At 57.3% G+C, this 23,447-nt stretch carries 22 protein-coding genes; 1 reads left to right on the forward strand and 21 read right to left on the reverse strand.

Translation table 11 applies throughout. The features are described 5' to 3' along the window. Positions 1-5 precede the first annotated feature (5 nt). The 17 genes from tolB to sdhC all read right to left on the reverse strand — a co-directional run bounded on the left by tolB (position 6) and on the right by sdhC (position 17,833). On the reverse strand, positions 6-1,301 hold the full coding sequence (tolB, locus tag C1N84_RS13000; RefSeq protein ID WP_021508528.1) for a Tol-Pal system beta propeller repeat protein TolB: 1,296 nt from the start codon (positions 1,299-1,301) through the stop codon (positions 6-8). Between the two features lie 116 nt (positions 1,302-1,417). Then, positions 1,418-2,677 (reverse strand): cell envelope integrity protein TolA, encoded by a 1,260-nt coding sequence (gene tolA, locus C1N84_RS13005; protein WP_238561074.1) that lies wholly within the window; start codon positions 2,675-2,677, stop codon positions 1,418-1,420. Positions 2,678-2,702: 25 nt separating this feature from the next. Continuing rightward, entirely contained in the window at positions 2,703-3,131 is a 429-nt protein-coding gene (gene tolR / locus C1N84_RS13010; RefSeq protein ID WP_021508530.1) for a colicin uptake protein TolR, read from the reverse strand. 13 nt (positions 3,132-3,144) lie between these two features. Further along, the gene (tolQ, locus tag C1N84_RS13015) at positions 3,145-3,831 is read right to left on the reverse strand and encodes a Tol-Pal system protein TolQ (RefSeq protein WP_010616001.1); all 687 of its coding nucleotides are present in this window, start codon (positions 3,829-3,831) and stop codon (positions 3,145-3,147) included. Continuing rightward, the gene (gene ybgC / locus C1N84_RS13020) at positions 3,828-4,250 is read right to left on the reverse strand and encodes a tol-pal system-associated acyl-CoA thioesterase (protein ID WP_168714917.1); all 423 of its coding nucleotides are present in this window, start codon (positions 4,248-4,250) and stop codon (positions 3,828-3,830) included. Before ybgC ends, tolQ begins: the two co-directional genes overlap by 4 nt. Before the next feature lie 177 nt (positions 4,251-4,427). Then, on the reverse strand, positions 4,428-4,721 hold the full coding sequence (gene ybgE / locus C1N84_RS13025; protein ID WP_058775290.1) for a cyd operon protein YbgE: 294 nt from the start codon (positions 4,719-4,721) through the stop codon (positions 4,428-4,430). Beyond that, on the reverse strand, positions 4,721-4,834 hold the full coding sequence (cydX, locus tag C1N84_RS13030; RefSeq protein WP_010615998.1) for a cytochrome bd-I oxidase subunit CydX: 114 nt from the start codon (positions 4,832-4,834) through the stop codon (positions 4,721-4,723). Before cydX ends, ybgE begins: the two co-directional genes overlap by 1 nt. A 15-nt stretch (positions 4,835-4,849) precedes the next feature. Next, positions 4,850-5,989 (reverse strand): cytochrome d ubiquinol oxidase subunit II, encoded by a 1,140-nt coding sequence (gene cydB, locus C1N84_RS13035; protein ID WP_021508533.1) that lies wholly within the window; start codon positions 5,987-5,989, stop codon positions 4,850-4,852. 11 nt (positions 5,990-6,000) lie between these two features. Next, complete coding sequence (gene cydA, locus C1N84_RS13040) at positions 6,001-7,572, reverse strand: cytochrome ubiquinol oxidase subunit I (RefSeq protein ID WP_058757874.1); 1,572 nt, start codon at positions 7,570-7,572, stop codon at positions 6,001-6,003. A gap of 676 nt (positions 7,573-8,248) precedes the next feature. After that, the gene (sucD, locus tag C1N84_RS13045) at positions 8,249-9,124 is read right to left on the reverse strand and encodes a succinate--CoA ligase subunit alpha (protein ID WP_021508535.1); all 876 of its coding nucleotides are present in this window, start codon (positions 9,122-9,124) and stop codon (positions 8,249-8,251) included. After that, positions 9,124-10,290, reverse strand: a complete 1,167-nt coding sequence (gene sucC / locus C1N84_RS13050; RefSeq protein ID WP_006118458.1) for an ADP-forming succinate--CoA ligase subunit beta — start codon at positions 10,288-10,290, stop codon at positions 9,124-9,126. Before sucC ends, sucD begins: the two co-directional genes overlap by 1 nt. A gap of 70 nt (positions 10,291-10,360) precedes the next feature. Next, positions 10,361-11,575 (reverse strand): 2-oxoglutarate dehydrogenase complex dihydrolipoyllysine-residue succinyltransferase, encoded by a 1,215-nt coding sequence (gene odhB, locus C1N84_RS13055; RefSeq protein ID WP_264441509.1) that lies wholly within the window; start codon positions 11,573-11,575, stop codon positions 10,361-10,363. 15 nt (positions 11,576-11,590) lie between these two features. Next, entirely contained in the window at positions 11,591-14,398 is a 2,808-nt protein-coding gene (gene sucA, locus C1N84_RS13060) for a 2-oxoglutarate dehydrogenase E1 component (protein ID WP_021508537.1), read from the reverse strand. Positions 14,399-14,604: 206 nt separating this feature from the next. Further along, positions 14,605-15,321: a succinate dehydrogenase iron-sulfur subunit gene (locus C1N84_RS13065; RefSeq protein ID WP_021508538.1), complete on the reverse strand. Its 717-nt coding sequence runs from the start codon at positions 15,319-15,321 to the stop codon at positions 14,605-14,607. Positions 15,322-15,335: 14 nt separating this feature from the next. Continuing rightward, positions 15,336-17,102, reverse strand: coding sequence for a succinate dehydrogenase flavoprotein subunit (gene sdhA, locus C1N84_RS13070; RefSeq protein ID WP_021508539.1), 1,767 nt, complete (start codon positions 17,100-17,102; stop codon positions 15,336-15,338). Beyond that, positions 17,103-17,450, reverse strand: coding sequence for a succinate dehydrogenase membrane anchor subunit (gene sdhD / locus C1N84_RS13075; RefSeq protein ID WP_021508540.1), 348 nt, complete (start codon positions 17,448-17,450; stop codon positions 17,103-17,105). It abuts the gene before it with no gap. After that, positions 17,444-17,833, reverse strand: coding sequence for a succinate dehydrogenase cytochrome b556 subunit (sdhC, locus tag C1N84_RS13080; protein ID WP_021508541.1), 390 nt, complete (start codon positions 17,831-17,833; stop codon positions 17,444-17,446). Before sdhC ends, sdhD begins: the two co-directional genes overlap by 7 nt. A gap of 755 nt (positions 17,834-18,588) precedes the next feature. On the opposite strand from sdhC, the gene C1N84_RS13085 reads away from it, so the two are divergent. After that, a complete protein-coding gene (locus C1N84_RS13085) occupies positions 18,589-19,872 on the forward strand; it encodes a citrate synthase (RefSeq protein ID WP_021508542.1) in 1,284 nt (427 codons plus the stop codon). A 345-nt stretch (positions 19,873-20,217) separates the two neighbouring features. On the opposite strand, the gene nei is transcribed toward C1N84_RS13085, so the two are convergent. Genes nei through C1N84_RS13105 form a run of 4 tightly spaced genes read right to left on the reverse strand, consistent with a single transcriptional unit; the run spans position 20,218 to position 23,418 of the window. Further along, complete coding sequence (gene nei, locus C1N84_RS13090; RefSeq protein WP_058769449.1) at positions 20,218-21,006, reverse strand: endonuclease VIII; 789 nt, start codon at positions 21,004-21,006, stop codon at positions 20,218-20,220. A 12-nt stretch (positions 21,007-21,018) separates the two neighbouring features. Beyond that, on the reverse strand, positions 21,019-21,666 hold the full coding sequence (gene pcp, locus C1N84_RS13095; protein WP_264441510.1) for a pyroglutamyl-peptidase I: 648 nt from the start codon (positions 21,664-21,666) through the stop codon (positions 21,019-21,021). A 7-nt stretch (positions 21,667-21,673) separates the two neighbouring features. Continuing rightward, positions 21,674-22,690, reverse strand: coding sequence for a DUF979 domain-containing protein (locus C1N84_RS13100; RefSeq protein WP_264441511.1), 1,017 nt, complete (start codon positions 22,688-22,690; stop codon positions 21,674-21,676). Then, the gene (locus C1N84_RS13105; protein ID WP_021508546.1) at positions 22,690-23,418 is read right to left on the reverse strand and encodes a DUF969 domain-containing protein; all 729 of its coding nucleotides are present in this window, start codon (positions 23,416-23,418) and stop codon (positions 22,690-22,692) included. The genes C1N84_RS13100 and C1N84_RS13105 overlap by 1 nt, the downstream gene beginning before the upstream one ends. Positions 23,419-23,447 lie beyond the last annotated feature (29 nt).

The following is a 23,447-nucleotide window of genomic DNA, read 5'->3' on the forward strand; positions in this document are numbered from 1 at the left end:
ATGCATCACAGATACGGCGACCAGGCAGGGAATTTGACCTGTCCATCAGTTGCCGGAAGACGCGCTTTGAAACGCCCATCGGTTGAAACCAACTGCAACACGGAACCCATCCCCTGAGTAGAGCTATAGATTACCATCGTGCCGTTAGGAGCCAGACTTGGCGTCTCATCCAGGAACGTGTCCGTTATTGTCTGAACGGCTCCCGTTTCCAGATCCTGTTTGGCGACGTGCTGCGCGCCACCGGCGCTGCTGATCATCACCATCGTTTTACCGTCAGATGACACATCCGCATCCTGGTTCTGAGCCCCTTCCCAGGTAATGCGCTGTGGCGTTCCGCCGTTAACGTTAACTTTGTAAATCTGTGGCGCACCGGCCTGATCCGAAGTGTAAGCCAGCGTCTGGCTGTCCGGGAACCAGGTAGGTTCGGTGCTGTTGTAGCGGCCATCGGTCACCTGACGCGTCTGACCGGAGGCCAGATCCATCACGTACAGGTTCAGGCTACCGGTTTTCGACAGGGCGAAGGCCAGCTTAGAGCCGTCCGGCGAGAAGGCCGGCGCACCGTTGTGACGCGGATAAGAAGCCACCTGACGGATAGCGCCGTTGGCCAGCGTCTGCACCACCAGCGCCGATTTACCGCTTTCGAAGGTCACGTAAGCCACTTTGCTGCCGTCTGGCGACCAGGCCGGTGACATCAGCGGCTGCGGCGAACGGTGTACCACAAACTGGTTGTAACCATCGTAGTCAGACACGCGCAGCTCGTACGGGAACTGACCACCGTTGGTCTGCACCACATAGGCGATACGGGTACGGAACGCGCCTTTGATACCGGTCAGCTTCTCAAACACTTCATCGCTGGCGGTATGTGCAGCATAGCGCAGCCACTGTTTGGTGACTTTATAGGAGTTCTGCGCCAGCACAGTACCCGGTGCGCCACCGGTATCCACCAGCTGATAAGCCACCTGGTAGCTGCCATCGGCGTTCGGCGTAACCTGCCCGACGACCACGGCATCAATACCCAGTGCGCTCCACGCGGCAGGCTGAACTTCCTGTGCGCTGGTCGGCTGCTGTGGCAGACGAGAGCGATCCAGCGGGTTGAATTTACCGCTGTTACGTAAGTCTGCTGCGACGATGCCACCAATATCTTCGGGTGCAGCGCCCGGACCGGCCCACTGGAACGGCACCACACCAATTGGGCGCGCGGTATTCACGCCCTGCGTAATTTCAATGCGTACTTCCGCGTGCAGCATCGCTGCCCACAGCAGTACAAAAAAACCTAAGGTTACACGAAGTGCCTGCTTCATCTTATCTCCCTTATCTGAACCTGAGTTCATGATAATTCGCACAGTTCCTGAAAAAACACGAGTACTCATAGAGTACGGCAAGCTAACCTTAGTTCAACCTGCCGTACGTTACTGCATTATTCTGGTTTGAAACGCATCGGTGCGTTCTTAAACACTTCATATACGGCCTGCGAAGGCGGCTTTGGAATGCGTGCCTGCTTCGCTGCGGTAATCGCCGCCTGACACAGCGCCGGATCGCCGCCTTCAGCTTTCACGTCAATCAGCAAACCATCCGGTGCCAGTTTAATCCGCAGATCGCAGCTTTTACCGCGATACAGATCGGCATCGTAGAAGCGGCTCTGAATCGCACTGGTGATCTGACCCAGATACGCATTCACCTCAGCACCTGAGGCACCCGCCTTCTTCTGATTGCCCTGACCTGCCGCCGCGCCACCACCGGAAGCGGCACCGCTTTTCGGCGCATTCTTACCGGAAGAGAGACCGCCTAACAGATCATCCACATCGCTCTCGTTCTTCGCCGCTTCGGCAGCCGCTTTCTTCTTCGCCTCGGCGGCCGCTTTAGCTTTGGCCGCCGCATCCGCTTTGGCTTTGGCTGCTGCCTCAGCTTTCGCTTTGGCTTCGGCGGCCGCTTTCTCTTTCGCGGCTTCCGCAGCTTTCTCTTTGGCTTCCTGTGCAGCTTTGGCTTTTGCATCTGCCGCGGCCTGAGCTTTGGCTTCTGCCTCCGCTTTGGCTTTTGCTTCAGCTGCGGCTTTCGCCTGCTGCGCGGCTTTCTCTTTCGCCGCTTCGGCTGCGGCGGCTTTCGCCTGCTCTTCCGCTTTCTTCTTCGCGTCGGCAGCGGCCTGCTTCGCCTGCTCTTCCGCTTTGGCTTTCGCGTCCGCTGCGGCCTTCGCCTGAGCATCGGCCTGCGCTTTGGCATCGGCTTTGGCTTTCGCTGCGGCCGCTTCTGCAGCTTTCTGCTGCTCCTGCGCCTGCTTCGCTGCTGCTTCAGCCGCCTTCTGCTGCTCTGCCTGCTGCTTCGCCTGCTCTTTGGCTTCCTGCTGCGCCTGCAGACGCTCTTTTTCCAGCTCTTTCAGCCGCTGCTGTTCAGCGGCCTGTTTCTGCTGCAACTCTTCCGCCTGCTGCTGTGCCTGCTTCTGGCGCTGCTGCTCGGCGCGCTGACTATCACTCTGCTGATTCTGCTGACGGTTATACTGCTCAACCACCGCGCCAGGATCGACCATCACCGCGTCGATATCACTGCCGCCACCGCCGCCGCTGGCTTCGATATGTTCGTTAAACGAGCTCCAAATCAGCAGGGCGATCAGCACGATGTGCAGAATCACCGAAATGATTATCGCGCGTTTTAACTTCTCGTTCTGCTCGGTTGCCTTCGACACTCTCGGTTCCCAAAAACGGTTCGCGTTAAATCGGCTGCGTCATCAAACCGACGGATTTCACGCCAGCCTGATGCAACAGGTTCAGCGCCTTGATGATTTCGTCGTAAGGCACATCTTTCGCCCCACCAATCAGGAAGACCGTCTTCGGATTGGCTTCAATACGGCGCTGCGCTTCGCTCACCACCTGCTCCGGCGGCAGCTGCGTCATACGATCGTGATCCACCACCAGGCTGTACTGCCCTACCCCGGCCACTTCCACGATCACCGGCGGATTATCGTCGCTGGAAACGGTTTTCGAATCGGTTGCGTCCGGCAGGTCCACTTCCACGCTCTGCGTAATAATCGGCGCGGTTGCCATAAAGATGAGCAGCAACACCAGCAGCACGTCCAGCAGCGGAACAATGTTGATTTCCGACTTAAGGTCGCGACGCCCGCGACCACGGGTTCTGGCCATCGTTTACCTCGACTTACTTGCTGTTGTCAGTAGAGAAAGCCTGACGATGCAGGATGGCGGTGAACTCTTCCATAAAGTTGTCGTAGCCCTGCTCCAGCTTGTTCACGCGCTGGTTCAGACGGTTATACGCCATAACGGCAGGAATAGCCGCGAACAGACCGATTGCGGTGGCGATCAGCGCTTCGGCGATACCGGGCGCAACCATTTGCAGTGTGGCCTGTTTCACCGCACCCAGTGCGATAAAGGCATGCATGATCCCCCACACCGTACCAAACAGACCGATATACGGGCTGATGGAACCGACGGTGCCAAGGAATGGGATATGATTTTCCAGCGCTTCCAGTTCACGGTTCATCGAGATGCGCATGGCGCGACCGGCCCCTTCGACCACCGCTTCCGGCGCATGGCTGTTGGCGCGGTGCAGGCGGGCAAACTCTTTGAAGCCAGAGTAGAAAATCTGTTCGGACCCGCTCAGCTCGTCACGGCGCGCCTGGCTCTCCTGATAGAGACGCGACAGCTCGATACCGGACCAGAACTTGTCCTCGAACGCCTCGGCCTCACGCCCCGCCGCGTTAAGAATGCGGGTGCGCTGAATGATGATTGCCCAGGAGGCAATAGAAAAGCCGATCAAAATCAACATGATAAGTTTGACCAGAAGGCTTGCCTTCAGGAACAAATCAAGAACGTTCATGTCAGTCACTGCTTGAACTCCGCGACAATAGACTTGGGAAGCGCAATCGGCTTCATTAGATGTGGGTTGATGCAGGCAATCAGGACGTCTGCTTCATTGAGCACTTTGCCTTCAGCATTCACGATACGCTGCGAGAACGTCATGGTTGCGCGCGTCATTGCTGTCACTTCGCTCTGGATCTCCAGAAGGTCGTCGAGACGTGCCGCGGCAATAAAGTCCACCGTCATGCGCCGTACCACAAAAGCCACCTGCTCTTCCAACAGGGCCTGTTGATTGAAATGGTGCTGGCGCAACATCTCGGTACGTGCTCGTTCATAAAAAGCAAGATAGCTGGCGTGGTAAACCACACCACCGGCGTCAGTGTCTTCGTAATAGACCCGAACCGGCCAGCGAAACAGCGTTGTACTCACTCTACATCCCGGTCTCATTTTAAACGTTGCTACTATACGCAAGTGAGATCGGCTTGGGAATGGTCCGCCAGAGCCAGGAGAAAATAATTATCAGACGTTAACAACTGGAAGGATTTTTGGGAGATTTCCTGACCAACCGCTGACAAAAACTCACGTCAGCAGCGGTAAAACAGCCCTTGCGGGCTGAGACAGAACTTAATGGTAGAACCAGTAAATTCCCAGCGCCAGCACGATCAGCGCCGGCAGCGGGGCAAATAGCGCCTGCCAGCGGGCGCGCTGTGGCCGGAAACCGGTGCCGTGAATCACGCCGCTGCACACCGCCCAGATTAACAATAATCCGTGCCAGATAGCGAGCTCACTGGTGCGTGCGGCAAAGCGCGCCGGCTGCCAGATGACGCATCCGGCCAGCCACAGCGCCAGAATCAGTGAAAGGGCCCGTAGCGGGCCCTTATCCATCAGACGATACAGCGTCTGTATCAGGCTGCGCATCAGAGCTTGTCGTCCTGCGCGCCGCCCTCTTCCACATGCTCGATCGCCAGTGCCGTGACCACGCCAAACGCACAGGCCAGCAAGGTGCCAAGAATCCAGGCAAAATACCACATGCTTAATCTCCTCAATCAGTACAGGGAGTGCGTATTGCGCTCAATGTGTTCTTTGGTGATGCGGCCATACATCTTGTAGTAACACCAGCTGGTGTAAGCCAGAATAATCGGCACAAAGATGATGGCAGCCACGGTCATGATCTGCAGCGTCAGCAGGCTGGAGGTCGCGTCCCACATGGTCAGGCTGGTGCCTGGCACGGTGCTGGATGGCATGATGAACGGGAACAGCGCAATGCCCGCCGTCATAATGACGCACGCCAGCGTCAGCGAAGAGAAGATAAACGCCCATGCGCCCTTCTCCATGCGCGAACACAGGATGGTCAGCAGCGGCAGCAGCGCGCCGAGCAGCGGGAACAACCACAGCACCGGCATCTGTTCAAAATTGACCAGCCAGGCACCAGCTTCACGCACCACATCTTTACCCAGCGGGTTAGACGCCGCGTGATGATCGATTGCGCTTTTCAGCACATAGCCATCAATGCCGTACTTCACCCACACGCCAGCCAGTACAAAGCCCACCAGCATCACCAGCGCGCTGATTTGCGCCGCGGTGCGGGAACGCAGGTGCAGTTCGCCGCTGGTGCGCATCTGCAGGTAAGTCGCGCCCTGGGCCAGAATCATCGCGACGCTGATCACCCCAGCCAGCAGGCCAAACGGATTAAGCAGCTGGAAAAAATTACCGGTGTAGAACAGGCGCAGGTACTCATCAGCATGGAACGGCACACCCTGCAGCAGGTTACCGAACGCCACGCCAATCACCAGCGGCGGCACAAAGCTACCGATGAAGATGCCCCAGTCCCAGGCACCGCGCCAGCGCATATCTTCAATCTTCGACCGGTAATCAAAGCCGACCGGACGGAAGAACAGCGAGGCCAGCACCAGAATCATCGCCACGTAAAAACCGGAGAACGCGGCGGCATAGACCATTGGCCAGGCGGCGAACAGCGCCCCGCCGGCAGTGATCAGCCAGACCTGGTTACCGTCCCAGTGCGGCGCGATGCTGTTAATCATGATGCGACGCTCGGTATCGGTGCGACCGAGGATGCGGGTCAGCATTCCCACGCCCATATCGAAGCCGTCGGTGACGGCAAAACCGATCAGCAGAATGCCAATCAGCAGCCACCAGACAAAACGCAACACTTCATAGTCAAACATGGTCGCTCTCCTTATCCGCGCGCCGGTTGAGTCACAGCTTGTACTGTTTCATGGTGATAGCGGCCGGTTTTCAGGCTGCTTGGACCAAGGCGGGCAAATTTGAACATCAGATACATCTCCGCCACCAGGAACACGGTATACAGGCCGCAGATCAGGATCATCGAGAACAGCAGATCGCCGACGGTCAGCGACGAGTTAGCCACTGCGGTTGGCAGCACCTCACCAATCGCCCACGGCTGACGGCCATATTCAGCGACAAACCAGCCAGCTTCGACGGCAATCCACGGCAGTGGAATACCGTACAGCGCCGCTTTCAGCAGCCAGCGATTCTTACCGATGCGGTTACGAATCACGCTCCAGAACGACAGCGCAATGATGCCCAGCAGCAGCACGCCACACAGCACCATGATGCGGAAGGCGAAATAGAGTGGTGCCACGCGCGGAATGGAATCCTGCGTTGCCTGCTGGATTTGCGCTTCCGTGGCGTTCGCCACGTCCGGGGTATAACGCTTGAGCAGCAGACCGTAGCCGAGATCCTGTTTATGCGTCTCAAACTCACTGCGCACCGCCGGATCTTTACTGCCGGCACGCAGCTCGTTCAGCAGCGCATAGGCTTTCATACCATTACGGATGCGCACTTCATGCTGCGCCAGCAGATCTTTCAGGCCGGTGACCGGCGTATCGACAGAACGGGTGGCGATCAGGCCGAGCAGATACGGGATCTGGATGGCGTACTTGTTCTCCTGCGTCGCCTGATCCGGCACGCCAAACAGCGTAAAGGCCGCTGGCGCCGGCTGGGTTTCCCATTCGGCTTCGATGGCGGCCAGCTTGGTTTTCTGCACGTCGCCCATTTCATAGCCGGATTCGTCACCCAGCACGATGACCGATAGCACGGCAGCCATACCGAAGCTGGCAGCGATCGCAAAGGAGCGTTTAGCAAACGCGATGTCGCGCCCTTTCAGCAGATACCAGGCGCTGATGCCCAGAATGAACATCGCTCCGGTGGTGTAGCCCGCGGCCACGGTATGCACAAATTTCACCTGCGCCACCGGGTTCAGCACCAGCTCGGAGAAGCTCACCATCTCCATACGCATGGTTTCGAAATTGAATTCGGAGGCGATCGGGTTCTGCATCCAGCCGTTCGCCACCAGGATCCACAGCGCGGACATATTCGAGCCGAGCGCCACCAGCCAGGTCACCGCCAGGTGCTGCACTTTACCGAGGCGATCCCAGCCGAAGAAGAACAGGCCGACAAAGGTGGATTCAAGGAAGAACGCCATCAGGCCTTCGATGGCCAGCGGCGCACCGAAGATATCGCCGACGTAGTGGGAGTAATAAGACCAGTTGGTACCGAACTGAAATTCCATGGTCAGGCCGGTGGCCACACCCAGCGCAAAGTTGATACCAAACAACTTGCCCCAGAATTTGGTCATATCTTTATAAATCTGTTTTCCCGACAGGACATAGACCGTTTCCATGATCGCCAGTAAAAACGCCATACCGAGCGTTAAGGGCACGAACAGGAAATGGTACATCGCCGTCAGGGCAAACTGTAAACGCGACAGCTCGACAATATCTAACATGATGACTCCTTGCTCCTCGCATGAACTCATCCTGCGAATAACAACCACAAACAGCGGGCAGTGCGATGCAGAATAAGGTCAGGAACGACTGATTATTGATTCCAGTTTTGTTACCGACAGCACAATGCGTACTGCGGCCCGAAGTGAGCGAGTAACAGTGGTGAAAATTCCCCGAAAAACCGATCGCTTCAGCCTGTTTCGAGCAGGAGTAAGATGAGGAGGCGACAGAATTGATATGACAACGCCTGGCACAAACTCCTGATAAATGATGAAAAAGACTGAATTGATGCAGCGCAATTTATACCGGTTGGGTTGCTTTTAGCCAGCGGTAAAGTTTGCTATATATCGCCTTTTATTGATCTGGATTAAGACAATAATTTTCCAGATATGTAGTGTTAGAGTTGTTGTTAATTAGTTGTCATAAATCGATAGCGCAATTAAGAAAACAATTACCTTTCCCGTAATTATTTAACCTCTGTGCCAGCCAGACGCCTGGACGCTGACGGGAAAAAGCACGCCTCTTTGCCCTTCTTTACTCAACGACAAAGTAAGCATAGCCGCAGAAAATGTTGCCGTTACGTTTTTACTGCAAATGTGTGAGGACAGCTAATGGCCGTGCATGACAGCCATAAAAAAAGCCACCCGCAGGTGGCTTTGTTCTTTCAGCAGCAAAATCTTATTTCGCTGGCAGTACCGCTTTCACCGCGTCGCCGATATCGGCCAGGCTGCGCACGGTTTTCACACCGGCCGCTTCCAGTGCAGCAAATTTCTCATCGGCGGTGCCTTTACCACCGGCAATGATGGCGCCGGCGTGGCCCATACGCTTGCCTTTCGGCGCCGTTACGCCGGCGATATAGCCGACGACAGGCTTGGTCACGTGCTCTTTGATGAACGCCGCGGCCTCTTCTTCAGCGCTGCCGCCGATCTCACCGATCATCACGATCGCTTCGGTCTGCGGATCGTCCTGGAACATTTTCAGGATGTCGATGAAGTTGGAGCCTGGGATCGGGTCACCGCCGATGCCCACACAGGTGGACTGGCCGTAGCCGATGTCGGTGGTCTGCTTAACCGCTTCATAGGTCAGCGTACCGGAACGTGACACGATACCCACGCGGCCTGGCTGGTGAATGTGGCCCGGCATGATACCGATCTTACATTCGCCTGGGGTGATCACACCCGGGCAGTTCGGGCCGATCATGCGCACGCCTGCTTCGTCCAGCTTCACTTTCACCGTCAGCATATCCAGCGTCGGGATACCTTCGGTGATGGTGATGATCAGTTTGATGCCCGCGTCGATCGCTTCCAGGATACCGTCTTTGCAGAACGGTGCCGGCACGTAGATCACGGTAGCGGTGGCGCCCGTGGCTTCTACTGCTTCACGCACGGTGTTAAACACCGGCAGACCGAGATGGGTGGTGCCGCCTTTACCTGGCGTCACACCGCCAACCAGCTGCGTACCATAGGCCAGCGCCTGCTCAGAGTGGAACGTTCCCTGGCCACCGGTGAAACCCTGGCAAATGACTTTGGTGTTTTTGTCGATCAGAATGGACATTATTTACCCTCCGCAGCAGCGACAACACGCTGTGCTGCGTCTGTCAGGCTGGTTGCTGCAATGATGTTAAGACCGCTGTCCGCCAGTTTCTTCGCGCCCAGCTCGGCGTTGTTACCTTCCAGACGTACCACGACCGGTACGTTGACACCCACTTCAGCCACAGCACCGATGATGCCGTCTGCGATCAGGTCGCAGCGCACGATGCCGCCGAAGATGTTAACGAATACCGCTTTCACAGCATCGTCAGACAGGATGATTTTGAAGGCTTCGGTAACGCGCTCTTTGGTTGCGCCGCCGCCAACATCAAGGAAGTTTGCAGGCTGACCACCGTGGTGTTTCACGATGTCCATGGTGCCCATCGCCAGACCGGCGCCGTTGACCATACAGCCAATGTTGCCTTCCAGCGCGACGTAGTTCAGTTCCCACTGCGTCGCGTGGGCTTCACGTGGGTCTTCCTGGCTTGGGTCGCGCATTTCACGCAGCTCTGGCTGACGGAACAGGGCATTGCCATCGGCACCCAGTTTGCCATCCAGACAGATCAGGTCGCCCTGTTTGGTGATCACCAGCGGGTTGATCTCAACCATCGCCAGGTCGCGCTCCAGGAACATGGTCGCCAGACCCATGAAGATTTTGGTGAACTGGCTGACCTGCTTGCCGGTCAGGCCCAGTTTGAATGCCAGCTCGCGGCCCTGGTATGGCTGCGGGCCGGTCAGCGGATCCAGCGCCATTTTGTGGATCAGGTGCGGGGTTTCTTCCGCTACTTTCTCGATTTCCACGCCGCCTTCGGTTGACGCCATGAAGATCACGCGACGGGTAGCACGGTCAACCACCGCACCCAGATACAGCTCCTGGTCGATGTCGGTCGCCGCTTCAACCAGGATCTGGTTTACCGGCTGGCCATTGGCGTCAGTCTGATAGGTCACCAGACGTTTGCCCAGCCAGTTTTCAGCGAAAGCACGAATGTCTTCTTTACTGTTAACCACCTTCACACCGCCCGCTTTACCGCGGCCACCGGCATGAACCTGACATTTCACCACCCACGGACCCGCGCCAATTTTCGAGGCGGCTTCTTCGGCTTCACGTGGCGTGGTGCAGGCGTAGCCAGTCGGTGCTGGCATACCATACCGTGCAAACAGCTGCTTCGCCTGGTATTCGTGTAAGTTCATGATGTTCTATCCATTCAGATCTAAACAGGGTTAATTTGGGCGCGCCTCGTGCCAGCGCGCCCGGCGAAAATCAGACATCCAGCAGCAGACGCGCCGGATCTTCCAGCAGCTCTTTCACCGCGACCAGATAGCCGACAGATTCACGACCATCGATCAGACGGTGATCGTAGGAGAGCGCCAGATACATCATTGGCAGCACCACCACCTGACCATTCACCGCCATTGGGCGATCTTTGATGGCGTGCATCCCCAGAATCGCGCTCTGCGGCGGGTTGATGATCGGCGTAGACATCAGCGAACCGAACACACCACCGTTGGTGATGGTGAAGTTACCGCCGGTCAGTTCTTCCACCGTCAGCTTGCCGTCACGGCCTTTCACCGCCAGCTCTTTAATTTTCTTCTCGATGTCGGCCATGCTCAGCGCATCAACGTCTTTCAGCACTGGCGTCACCAGACCACGCGGCGTTGAGACCGCGATGCTGACATCGAAATAGTTGTGGTACACCACATCATCGCCGTCGATCGACGCGTTGACTTCCGGGAAGCGTTTCAGCGCTTCGACCACCGCTTTGATGTAGAAGGACATAAAGCCCAGACGCACGCCGTGACGCTTCTCGAAGGCATCGCCGTACTGCTTGCGCAGATCCATGATCGGCTTCATGTTGACTTCGTTGAAGGTGGTCAGCATTGCGGTGCTGTTTTTCGCTTCCAGCAGACGCTCGGCCACGCGCTTGCGCAGACGGGTCATTGGCACGCGCTTCTCGCTGCGGTTGGCGACTGCCTGCGGAGCCGCATCGGCTGCCGGTGCCGCTTTCGCGCCGTCGGCTTTCTTCGCCAGATGTTTTTCCACATCTTCGCGCGTCAGACGGCCGCCAACACCGGTGCCTTTAATCTGGCTGGCGTCGAGGTTGTTTTCCGCAATCAGGCGGCGCACGGCCGGGCTGAGCGCGTCATTGCTCTCTTCTTCCAGAGATGCAGTCTGACGCTGTGCAGGCGTAGACTCCTTGCTTTCCACTTTCGCCGTGGTCTCTTTCCCGCCGCTGTTACCTTCCTTCAGACGGCCCAGAATCTGGCGCGATGTTACGGTGGCGCCTTCGTCTTCCAGCACCGCTTCCAGCACACCGTCAGCGGCGGCAGGCACTTCCAGTACCACTTTGTCAGTTTCGATCTCGACCAGCACTTCGTCGCGGTTCACAGAGTCGCCGGGTTTTTTATGCCAGGTGGCTACCGTGGCGTCCGCTACGGATTCAGGCAAATCGGGAACGAGAATTTCTACGCTACTCATTTTCTTTCCTTTTAATTAACCAAGGTTCAGCGCGTCATTGACCAGGTCTTGCTGCTGTTGTTGATGAACGGACATATAGCCCACGGCCGGTGAAGCAGAAGCCGGACGGCCTGCGTAACGCAGTGACGCACCAAATGGAACCACTTCGCGGAAATGATGCTGACTGCAATACCATGCGCCCTGGTTCAGTGGCTCTTCCTGACACCAGACGAAATCCTGAACATGGGCGTAATTCTTCAGCGCTTCCTGCACCGCTTTGTGCGGGAACGGATAGAGCTGTTCGATACGTACGATGGCGACATCGGTCTGTTCGTTCTTACGACGCTGCTCCAGCAGATCGTAATAAACTTTACCGGAGCACAGCACCACGCGTTTCACCTGCTGCGGATCGAGATCGTCGATCTCACCAATCGCCGGCTGGAAGCTGCCGTTAGCCAGCTCGTCCAGGCTGGACACCGCCAGCGGATGACGCAGCAGCGACTTCGGCGACATGACGATCAATGGACGGCGCATACCGCGCAGCGCCTGACGACGCAGCATGTGGTAGACCTGCGCTGGCGTTGATGGCACGCAGACCTGCATGTTCTGCTCAGCACACAGCTGCAGATAGCGCTCGAGGCGCGCAGAGGAGTGCTCCGGACCCTGCCCTTCGTAGCCGTGCGGCAGCAGCATCACCAGACCACACATGCGGCCCCATTTCTGCTCGCCGGAGCTGATGAACTGATCGATCACCACCTGAGCGCCGTTGGCGAAGTCACCGAACTGCGCTTCCCAGATGGTCAGCACGCGCGGCTCGGCGGTGGCGTAACCGTATTCGAACGCCAGTACCGCTTCTTCCGACAGCACCGAATCCCACACCTTGAACTGACCCTGACCGTTATGGATATGGTGCAGCGGGGTGTAAGTCGAACCGTTCTGCTGGTTGTGAATCACCGCGTGACGGTGGAAGAAGGTGCCGCGGCCGGAGTCTTCACCCGACAGGCGCACCGGAATGCCTTCGTCCACCAGCGTGGCGTAAGCGAGGTTTTCCGCACCGCCCCAGTCGAACAGCTTGTTGCCTTCCGCCATCTCTTTGCGGTCGTTGTAAATCTTGGCAACGCGCGACTGCACTTCCACCGCTTCCGGAATGCTGCTGATGCGGCGCGCCAGCTCCTGCAGACGTTTCATGTCCACGGTTTCCGGGTAGCTCTCATCCCACTCGTGGTTGAGGTAGGGAGACCAGGTGAACGAGTGCAGGCTCATCGGACGCCATTCCGGCACCACGCACTCGCCTTCATCCAGCGCATCCCGGTACAGGTTTACCAGCTCGGTGGCATCTTCCTGCGTGGCCACGCCTTCGCTTTCCAGCTGATCGGCGTAGATTTTGCGCGGCGTCGGATGCTTTTTGATTTTCTGATACATCAGCGGCTGGGTGGCGCTAGGCTCGTCGGCTTCGTTATGGCCGTGACGGCGGTAGCACACCAGGTCGATGAACACATCGCGTTTGAAGGTGTTGCGATAATCCAGCGCCAGACGGGTAACAAACGCCACCGCCTCCGGATCGTCCGCGTTGACGTGGAAGATCGGTGCCAGCACCATTTTGCCGATGTCGGTGCAGTACGGGGTAGAACGCGCATCTTTCGGATTCGAGGTGGTGAAGCCCACCTGGTTGTTAATCACGATGCGCACGGTGCCGCCTACTTCGTAACCGCGAGCCTGCGACATGTTCAGGGTTTCCTGCACCACGCCCTGGCCAATAACCGCGGCGTCACCGTGAATGGTGATCGGCAGTACTTTGTTGCTGCCCGGCTCCGCCAGACGATCCAGACGCGCACGCACCGAGCCCATGACTACCGGGCTTACAATTTCCAGATGCGACGGGTTGAACGCCAGCGCCAGGTGCACCAGGCCGCCTTCGGTTTCCACGTCTGACGAGAAGCCCATGTGGTACTTCACGTCACCGGTACCGAGGTGCTCTTTGTGCTTGCCGGAGAACTCGTCGAACAGATCCTGCGGTTTTTTACCCAGCACGTTGATCAGTACGTTGAGACGGCCGCGGTGCGCCATACCCAGCACCACTTCACGCGTGCCGCTCTTGCCGGCGTGGCGAATCATTTCGCGCAGCATCGGTACCAGCGCATCGCCGCCTTCCAGCGAGAAGCGTTTGGCACCCGGGAATTTCGCGCCGAGGTATTTTTCCAGGCCCTCTGCCGCCGTCAGCTCTTTCAGGAAACCTTTTTTCTCGTCCGCGCTGAATGACGCATGGCCCACCACCGATTCCAGACGCTGCTGAATCCAGCGCTTCTCTTCGGTGTTGTTGATGTGCATGTACTCTGCACCAATCGAACCACAGTAGGTCTGCTGCAGTGCGGCATAAAGATCGGCCAGCTTCATGGTCTCTTTGCCAATGGCGAAAGAGCCTACGTTAAAGCTTTCCTGAAAATCGGCGTCGGTCAGATCGTGGAAGGCCGGATCGAGATCCGCCACGCGCTCCTGCTTCCACAGGCCGAGCGGATCGAGGTTAGCGTGCTGATGGCCGCGGAAGCGGAACGCATTAATCAGCTGCAGCACTTTAACCTGTTTGGAATTAGCGGCCGGATCGGTGACTGTGGAGGTGTAGCGGGTGGCGTCTTTCGCCAGGCGGCGGAAGTATTCACGCGTCGTGGAGTGAAACTGCTCAGGTTTCACACCGGTGCCCGGCAGCTGCTGGAACATCGAGCGCCACACTTCATCAACAGAGTCAGGATCGGTCAGGAAATCCTCATAGAGTTGCTCTATGTAGGACTGGTTCGCGCCGGCCAGCCAGGAGGAGTCCAGCCAGGGTTTCATCGCGCTGTTCTGCATTGTGATCCCTTAAGCATTAATCTGCTTTTTTGAGGTTTCATTTGTTGCCGCTTACGCGGCTTGCCGTAGTGAGTTCAGCGATACGAACCTGTGCGCAACCGGCGCCTGGCCCGTAAGGGAACCTTTATAAGCGTGGTCAGTACCGCGCTTATAGAGGCTTCCGTAAACGATCGGGAACCTGGGTTCCCGATCGTGACTTCCGTTTGTTACGCCCCGCGCTGCAGCAGCATCGACTTAATATGGCCGATGGCGCGCGTTGGGTTTAAGCCTTTCGGGCACACGCTCACACAGTTCATGATGCTGTGACAGCGGAAAACACTGAAAGCATCATTCAGATTGTCGAGACGCGCATCGGTTTCGGTGTCGCGGCTGTCAATCAGGAAGCGGTACGCCGCCAGCAGGCCGGCCGGACCGATGAACTTGTCCGGATTCCACCAGAACGACGGGCACGACGTGGAGCAGCAGGCACAGAGAATACACTCGTACAGGCCGTCCAGGTGCTCACGCTGCGCAGGCGTTTGCAGATGCTCGCGCGCTGGCGGATTTTCCCCATTATTCAACAGGAAAGGCTTAATCTTCTCATACTGAGCATAGAATTGTCCCATGTCCACCACGAGGTCGCGGATTACCGGCAGACCGGGCAGCGGACGGATAACAATCTTCTTGCTGCCATTGCCCAGTGCGGAGACCGGCGTGATACACGCCAGGCCATTTTTACCGTTCATGTTGAGGCCATCGGAGCCGCACACGCCTTCACGGCAGGAGCGACGGAAGGCCAGTGTAGGATCCTTTTCTTTCAGACGGATCAGCGCGTCCAGCAGCATCATGTCGCGACCATCTTCCGCTTCGAGGGTGTAATCCTGCATGCGCGGTTTGTCATCGACTTCCGGGTTGTAACGATAGATAGAAAATTCGAGTCTCATGATGATCTCCGCAATTAGTAAGTACGCGCTTTCGGCGGGAAGGCCGCACGCAGTTTCGGTTGCATGTTCACCTCACGGCGCGTCATGCTTTCCGTTTGCGGAACATAGAGGCTGTGGCACAGCCAGTTGGCATCATCACGCTCCGGGTAGTCGAAGCGGCTGTGAGCGCCACGGCTTTCGGTGCGGAAGTTGGCCGCTACCGCGGTGGCGTAAGCGGTTTCCATCAGGTTATCCAGCTCAAGGCATTCGATACGCTGGGTGTTGAAGTCCGGTGAACGATCATCGAGACGCGCGTTTTTCAGGCGCTCACGAATCTCTTTCAGCTCGGCCAGGCCTTCACGCATCGCATCCCCTTCACGGAATACCGAGAAGTTGTTCTGCATGCAGCGCTGCAGCGCCTTGCGGATTTCAACCGGGTCTTCACCGGTGGTGTTGTTTTCCCAGCGGTTGAAGCGGGCCATCGCCGCGTCGATTTCATCTTCGGTGGCGTCGCGCAGTTCGCCCTGCTCAGCGATACACTCCATCAGATGAACACCGGCCGCGCGGCCGAATACCACCAGGTCGAGCAGCGAGTTGCCGCCAAGACGGTTTGCGCCGTGTACCGAAACGCAGGCAATTTCGCCTACCGCGAACAGGCCCGGAATCACTTCATCTTCGCCCTGCTCGTTAACGCGCAGCGCCTGACCGGTCACGCGGGTCGGCACGCCGCCCATCATGTAGTGGCAGGTCGGGATAACCGGAATCGGTTCTTTAATCGGGTCGACGTGAGCAAAGGTGCGCGACAATTCGAGGATGCCCGGCAGACGGGATTCCAGCACTTCAGCGCCCAGATGGTCGAGTTTCAGTTTGATGTGTGGACCCCATGGGCCGTCGCAACCGCGACCTTCACGAATTTCCACCATCATTGAACGCGCCACCACATCACGGCCCGCCAGATCTTTGGCGTTCGGCGCGTAGCGCTCCATGAAACGCTCGCCATGCTTGTTCAGCAGATAGCCACCTTCACCACGGCAGCCTTCGGTCACCAGCACACCCGCCCCGGCGATGCCGGTTGGGTGGAACTGCCACATCTCCATATCCTGCATTGGCACGCCGGCACGCAGCGCCATGCCGACGCCGTCACCGGTGTTGATGTGGGCGTTGGTGGTGGACTGATAGATACGGCCAGCACCGCCGGTCGCGAGGATAGTGGCTTTGGCTTTGAAGTAGACCGTTTCACCGGTTTCGATGCAGATGGCGGTACAGCCGACGATCGCGCCGTCAGCGTTTTTCACCAGATCCAGTGCATACCACTCGGAGAAGATGGTGGTTTTGTTTTTCAGGTTCTGCTGATACAGCGTATGCAGCAGGGCATGGCCGGTACGGTCGGCAGCAGCAGCGGTACGCGCCGCCTGCTCACCACCGAAGTTTTTCGACTGACCACCAAACGGACGCTGATAAACGCGGCCGTCATCAAGACGGGAGAATGGCAGGCCCATGTGCTCCAGCTCCAGAATCGCTTCCGGACCGGTTTTACACATATATTCGATCGCGTCCTGGTCACCGATGTAATCGGAGCCTTTGACGGTATCGTACATGTGCCATTCCCAGTTATCTTCGTGGGAGTTACCCAGCGCCACGGTAATCCCGCCCTGCGCCGATACGGTGTGGGAACGGGTTGGGAACACTTTGGATAACAGAGCACAGCTCTGGCCCGATTGGGAGATTTGCAGCGCGGCGCGCATACCCGCACCACCTGCGCCGATCACCACGGCATCAAATTCTCTGACTGGCAAACTCATTTACACCCCCCACACCACAACAGTTCCATAAATTGCATACGACAACAGCGCGACCACAATCACCAGTTGCAACACCAGACGCGTTGCCAGCGGTTTCACGTAGTCGGTCAGGACCTGCCACATGCCAATCCAGCCGTGGACCAGAATCGAGAACAGCGTCAGCAACGTGAACACTTTGGTAAAGGAGGAAGCGAAAAAGCCGCGCCAGACGTCATACGTCAGCGTGCCGGTCATCACGACAAAACCGAGGATGTAGAGAATGTAGAGCGTAATTAAGATTGCAGCAGCACGCAGTAACAGCCAGTCATGGATACCGTTGCGTCCTAATGCAGAAGCATTGCTTACCATACGAGGACTCCAGCCAGAATTGAGAGCACGACAGTGATAACAAAAACCGCTTGCGCGGTACGGGTTCCCACCTGCAGGGTTTCTGCCGTAAAACCGAAGTCGGCCAGCATGTGACGAATGCCGCTTGCTGCGTGATATGCCAGCGCGGTCAGAATGCCCCACATGATGAATTTGGCGAAGAAGCTATCCATGATGGATGCCGCTTGCTGGAAACCTTCCGGAGAAGAGAGGGAGAGACCCAGTAACCAGAGCAGAATTCCGAGAGCGACAAAGGTAATCACGCCGGAGACGCGGTGGAGAATGGACGATATTGCAGTAACGGGAAACCGGATCGTCGAGAGATCCAAGTTAACAGGTCTTTGTTTTTTCACGGTTTTGCCCACACAGCTCTTTTTTATTTTGCTTCCTCCGGTCCTGAGTTACAGAAGAGCACAGTGCGTGTTCGGACTGCAACCGCCACCAAAATAGCAACATCCAGTGTTAAGTGAAGCGGGTAAAACGCTGGGTGGCTCCTGGTGTCAGGGTATTCCGGAGACCTGGCGGCAGTATAGGAGGATCACATTCTGATTACAATTCCCCTACAATCTCTTTGGTCACATTTAAGCTGAACAGTGATCCGCCTCACGTATTTTACAATTTATACATTTTTAATTATCTGATTTGACAACAGATCAACATTTCAGTTACAAACGAACGCACTAAAACCCTATGATGCATAAAAGTTATGGGGATACACTTTCCCCTAAGCTCAAGTTATGTAACATTGCCTTTACGAGCAATACAAACCGTCAGGTTATTGGTTACCAAGAAGTTATGTCGTGACAGGATCTTTAACATCCACGATGTGCAGCGCGTCATGCCCGGACACCACCGATTGGCTTTACACATTTCGCTCCGTAACCTTGCAGCATGAACGTTACCGCTGAGTGATGCTGTGAAGATTCTGTTTTAGCCTAAGTCGTGCGGGTTGCAACAAGGCAGTAAGCGTGCAAATGATGGGCGTTTACGCAAGTAAATGACCGCACTGCGCGCGCGCAGCCAGTGTAGCGGCGGCCCGAAAATACGGCGGGTAAACGCAACATGATGACTGTTCTGGTGTCTAAGATCCTTACCTACTAAGGCGCTATGGAGACGAAAAATGACAGATAAAAAAGTGACGCTAACCCTACAAGATAACAACTCCGTGGAACTGGATGTGATGCAAGGCACGCTGGGACAGGATGTTGTTGATGTCCGCGCCCTTGGCTCAAAAGGCCTGTTCACCTTCGACCCCGGTTTTACCTCTACGGCGTCCTGCGAATCAAAAATTACCTTTATTGATGGTGATGAAGGGATTTTGTTACATCGCGGTTTCCCCATCGATCAGCTGGCTACCCACTCAAACTATCTGGAAGTGTGCTACATCCTGCTGAACGGCGAAGCCCCAACACAGGCGCAGTACGACGAGTTCCGCACCACCGTAACCCGTCACACCATGATTCACGAGCAGATCACCCGCCTGTTCCACGGCTTCCGTCGTGATTCACACCCGATGGCGGTGATGTGCGGCGTGACCGGCGCGCTGGCCGCCTTCTATCACGATTCATTAGACGTGAATATTGAACGTCACCGTGAAATCGCCGCCTTCCGCCTGCTGTCAAAAATGCCGACCATGGCCGCGATGTGTTACAAATACTCCATCGGCCAGCCGTTTGTGTATCCGCGTAACGATCTCTCCTATGCCGGTAACTTCCTGCACATGATGTTTGCTACGCCGTGTGAAGAGTACAAAGTGAACCCGGTGCTGGAACGCGCCATGGACCGTATCCTGATCCTGCACGCTGACCACGAACAGAACGCATCAACCTCTACCGTGCGTACCGCCGGTTCTTCCGGTGCCAACCCGTTTGCCTGTATCGCCGCCGGTATCGCCTCGCTGTGGGGACCTGCGCACGGTGGTGCCAACGAAGCCACGCTGCGTATGCTGGAAGAGATCAGCACCGTGGATCACATCCCGGAATTCGTGCGTCGCGCCAAGGATAAGAACGATTCGTTCCGTCTGATGGGCTTCGGTCACCGTGTGTATAAGAACTATGACCCGCGCGCGACCGTGATGCGTGAAACCTGTCATGAAGTGCTGAACGAGCTGGGCATGAAGGACGACCTGCTGGAAGTGGCGATGGAGCTGGAGCACATCGCGCTGAACGACCCGTACTTTATCGAGCGCAAACTCTATCCGAACGTCGATTTCTATTCCGGCATCATTCTGAAAGCGATGGGCATTCCGTCATCAATGTTTACCGTGATCTTCGCGATGGCGCGTACCGTTGGCTGGATTGCGCACTGGAAAGAGATGCACGACGAAGGCATGAAGATTGCCCGCCCACGTCAGCTCTACACCGGTTACACCGAGCGCGAATTCAGCTCGGCGCTGAAAAAATAACAATCAGGGCGGGTTATCCCGCCCTTTTCTTTTTTAGCATCCCACAGAAGTTCATGCTATATCGTGCAGAGCCCTGCCTGGCTGAGCCCCGTTTCAGGCGTCCTCGCGCCGCTGACGCGGTACCTTCACATCCTTCGTCAGTCTGACGGACCGCCGTCGACGGGACATCCTGTCCCGGCTCCGGCTTTCGCCCGCATCCATGCGGTCTCATCCTGACTTCCTCATGCTGTTCAGCGCTGCGGATTGCCTGCCCCGGGGCTCAGCCAGTCAGTGCATTAGCTCTGGTGCAGTTTGCCGCAAGACGATGATGGCCTGTCTCATGCCTCGTCTAATAGTGACCAAAACTCAATGCTGACAGCCCGGACACCAGTAAAACGGTCGTGATGACAGTACGCCTTTCTCAATGACGGTGCCGCAGCGCCGGCACTTTTTGCCCTGACGGTGAAACACCTCGAAACGAAACGCTGCCTCTTCGTGATACTTCTTCATGCTGCCACGCATCTGATAAGACAAACGCGGCACCGCCAGCATGGCGTGGCTCAACGCATCCAGCTGCTGGTCGCTCAAATCCTGTGCACGATGCTGCGCCAGCAAACCGGCGTGCCATAAAATCTCGACGCGCAGATAGTTGCCGAGCCCGGCGAGAAATGCCTGATCCAGCAACAAACCGCTGAACTGGCGGCGACGAAAACGCGGCGACAGCAGCCGCTCGCGCACCTCTTCCACCGTCAGCGTAGCGTCCAGCACGTCCGGTCCGACGCGTTGCAAAAACGGATGCGCGCCGAGCGTATCTGCGTTCAGCAGCTCAATATCCGAAGCGCTATACAGCAAAATTGCCCGGTCGGCATTACCCAGCCGCACGCGCAGCTGGCGCGAAGTATTGGGCTCAGTCCCGCTCGGCACCACACGCCACACACCGTACAGCTGATTATGGCTGTACAGCGTCAGCCCGTTGGAGAAGTGCGTCAGCAGTGCCTTGCCGCGCGTTTCAAAGGCGTCGATGGTTTCCCCCATCAGCGCCGGTTCGTAGGTCTTCAGCGCCGGAAAAGCAAACCACACCTCGGTCAGAGGCTTGCCCACCATTGCCGCTGCAAGTTGATCCGCCGCGCGGCGGATCTCCGGTCCCTCTGGCATAACCGCTCCTGATTAATGGGTTGCGCCGCCCACTTCGCGAATGTCTTTCTCTGTGCTGAGAATCACCTGCAGCGACGTTTCCAGCGCCTGGATCACACTGGCGGTCGACATACTCGGTGCGCCAGGATGCTGCGCCGCCTGCTGCGGCATATACGGGATATGCACGAAACCGCCGCGTGCTGCGCTGCCTGTGGTCTGCAGCCAGTGCAGCAGGTGATACATGACGTTATTACAGGTAAACGTCCCGGCGGTTTGCGACACCGAAGCCGGAATCCCCACTTCGCGCAGTGCCGCGACTATCGCTTTGATCGGCAGCGTGGAAAAATAGGCCGCCGGTCCCCCGGCGACAATCGGCTGATCGACCGGCTGCTGCTGGTCGTTATCCGGAATACGCGCATCGTTCACATTAATCGCCACGCGCTCTACGCTGATATCGCTGCGCCCGCCAGCCTGGCCGACGCACAGCACGCGGTGCGGCTGCAGCTCTTCCAGCGCGGTGGTCAGCACCTGGCCGCAGCGGGCGAATACCACCGGCAGCTGGCGCACCACAATCCGCGCGCCGCCGAACTCCCGACCATCAAAGCTGCGCACCGCTTCCCACGACGGATTAATGCGCTCGCCGCCAAACGGCTCGAACGCCGTCATTAACACCGTTTTCATCGCAACCTCACAGGAACATCAGGAAATAAAGCAGGAAAATATTTACCAGTAACAGTAGCACACCGGTTGGCACCTGAGCCTTGATCACCGCATTGCGGTCCGGCAGCTCCAGTAAACGTGCCGGAACGATATTGAAGTTGGCAGCCATCGGCGTCATCAGCGTGCCGCAGTAACCGCAGAACATGCCGATCGCCGCCATCACCGCCGGATTGCCACCGTGCTGCAGCACCAGAATCGGAATACCGATGCCGGCGGTGACAATCGGAAACGCCGCAAACGCGTTGCCCATCACCATGGTCAGCAGCGCCATGCCCAGCGCATATACCGCCACCGCAATCAGCCGGTTATCCACCGCCAGATAGTGTTCGGTCAGATGCGAAATCGCCGTGCCGACGCCGGCGCTGGTAAACAGCAGGCCGAGCGTGGCGAGGATCTGCGGCAAAATAAACGCCCAGCCAACCGCATCCAGCAAACGCCGCGTCTCCTGCATCGACTGCAGCGGCTTCTCGTGGGTAAACTTCAGCGCAATCAGCCAGCCCAGCACGCAGCCAATCATCATCGAAAACAGCGTGACCAGCGTCGAATGATTGCCCGGGCCAAATACCTTATCCTGCAGACCGGGAATATGATTGAACGCCAGCACGCCAATCACCGTCACCAGCGGAATTGCCAGCGCCGGCAGGAACAGCTTATTGCCGAGACGCTGCGCGCTCTGCTGCTTCTGTTCATCGCTGCGCTGATGATAGCGACCGAGGCGCACGCCGCCGAACCCGGCAATCAGCGCCATGACCACTACCGCCGCGCCCACCGCAATATGCAACCAGCGACGTCCCAGCTCCGCATCACCGGCCCACTGCCCCATCAGTTGATAAGCACCGTCACCAATCAGGAAAATCAGACCGTACAGCGCCCAGAATAAACCGGTGGTAAAACGGCGCGGGTTGCCGCTATCGCGCCATGACAGCAGCGCGACAATCAGCAGGATCGCCCCGGCCAGCCACATCAGATACTGTTGCTGAAACATCACTCACCTCCTTTTGCGCGCAGCGCCTGCTGGTTGAGCGCGCCCAGCTCACGCGACAGCTGACGGTCGAGCCGCACCAGTCGCGCAGCATGAATCAGGAACGCACACAGTGCGGTCGGAATGCCCCACAGCGCGATGTGCAACGGTTCGGTGCTGATGCCCGCTGACTCCTGCATAAAGTTGTGCATAAAAATGATCGCGCCGAAGGCCACGAAAATATCTTCACCGAAGAACAGCCCGACGTTATCGGTAGCCGCCGACATGGCGCGCAGCCGCTGACGAATCTCCGGTGATACGCTGCCGTAACGGTTTTCAGTAGCACCTTCGGCCATCGGCGCCAGCAGCGGACGCACCATCTGCGGATGCCCGCCCAGGCTGGTCAGCCCCAGCGCCGCAGTCAGCTCACGCACGAACAGATAGACGATCAGTAAACGGCCGGCGGTGGCGGTTTTGATCCGGGCGATCCACGTCTGCGCCCGCTCTTTCAAACCGTGGCGCTCCAGCAATCCGATGACCGCCAGCGGTAACAGCAGGATCAGCGGCAGATTACGGGTATTGAGAAAGCCGGAACCGAGCTTCTCCAGAATATCGCCGAGCGGCATATGCGCCGCCAGCCCGGTGACAAAACCGGCAACAATCACCACCAGCACCGGGTTGAAGCGCAGCACAAAGCCGAGCACAATCGCGGCAATGCCGAGTAACGGCCAGAGATTGACCACGTTATCCATGTTTTCCCCTCGTCAGAAATAAAAAGCCC

The organism is Pantoea sp. SGAir0418, assembly GCF_043529865.1.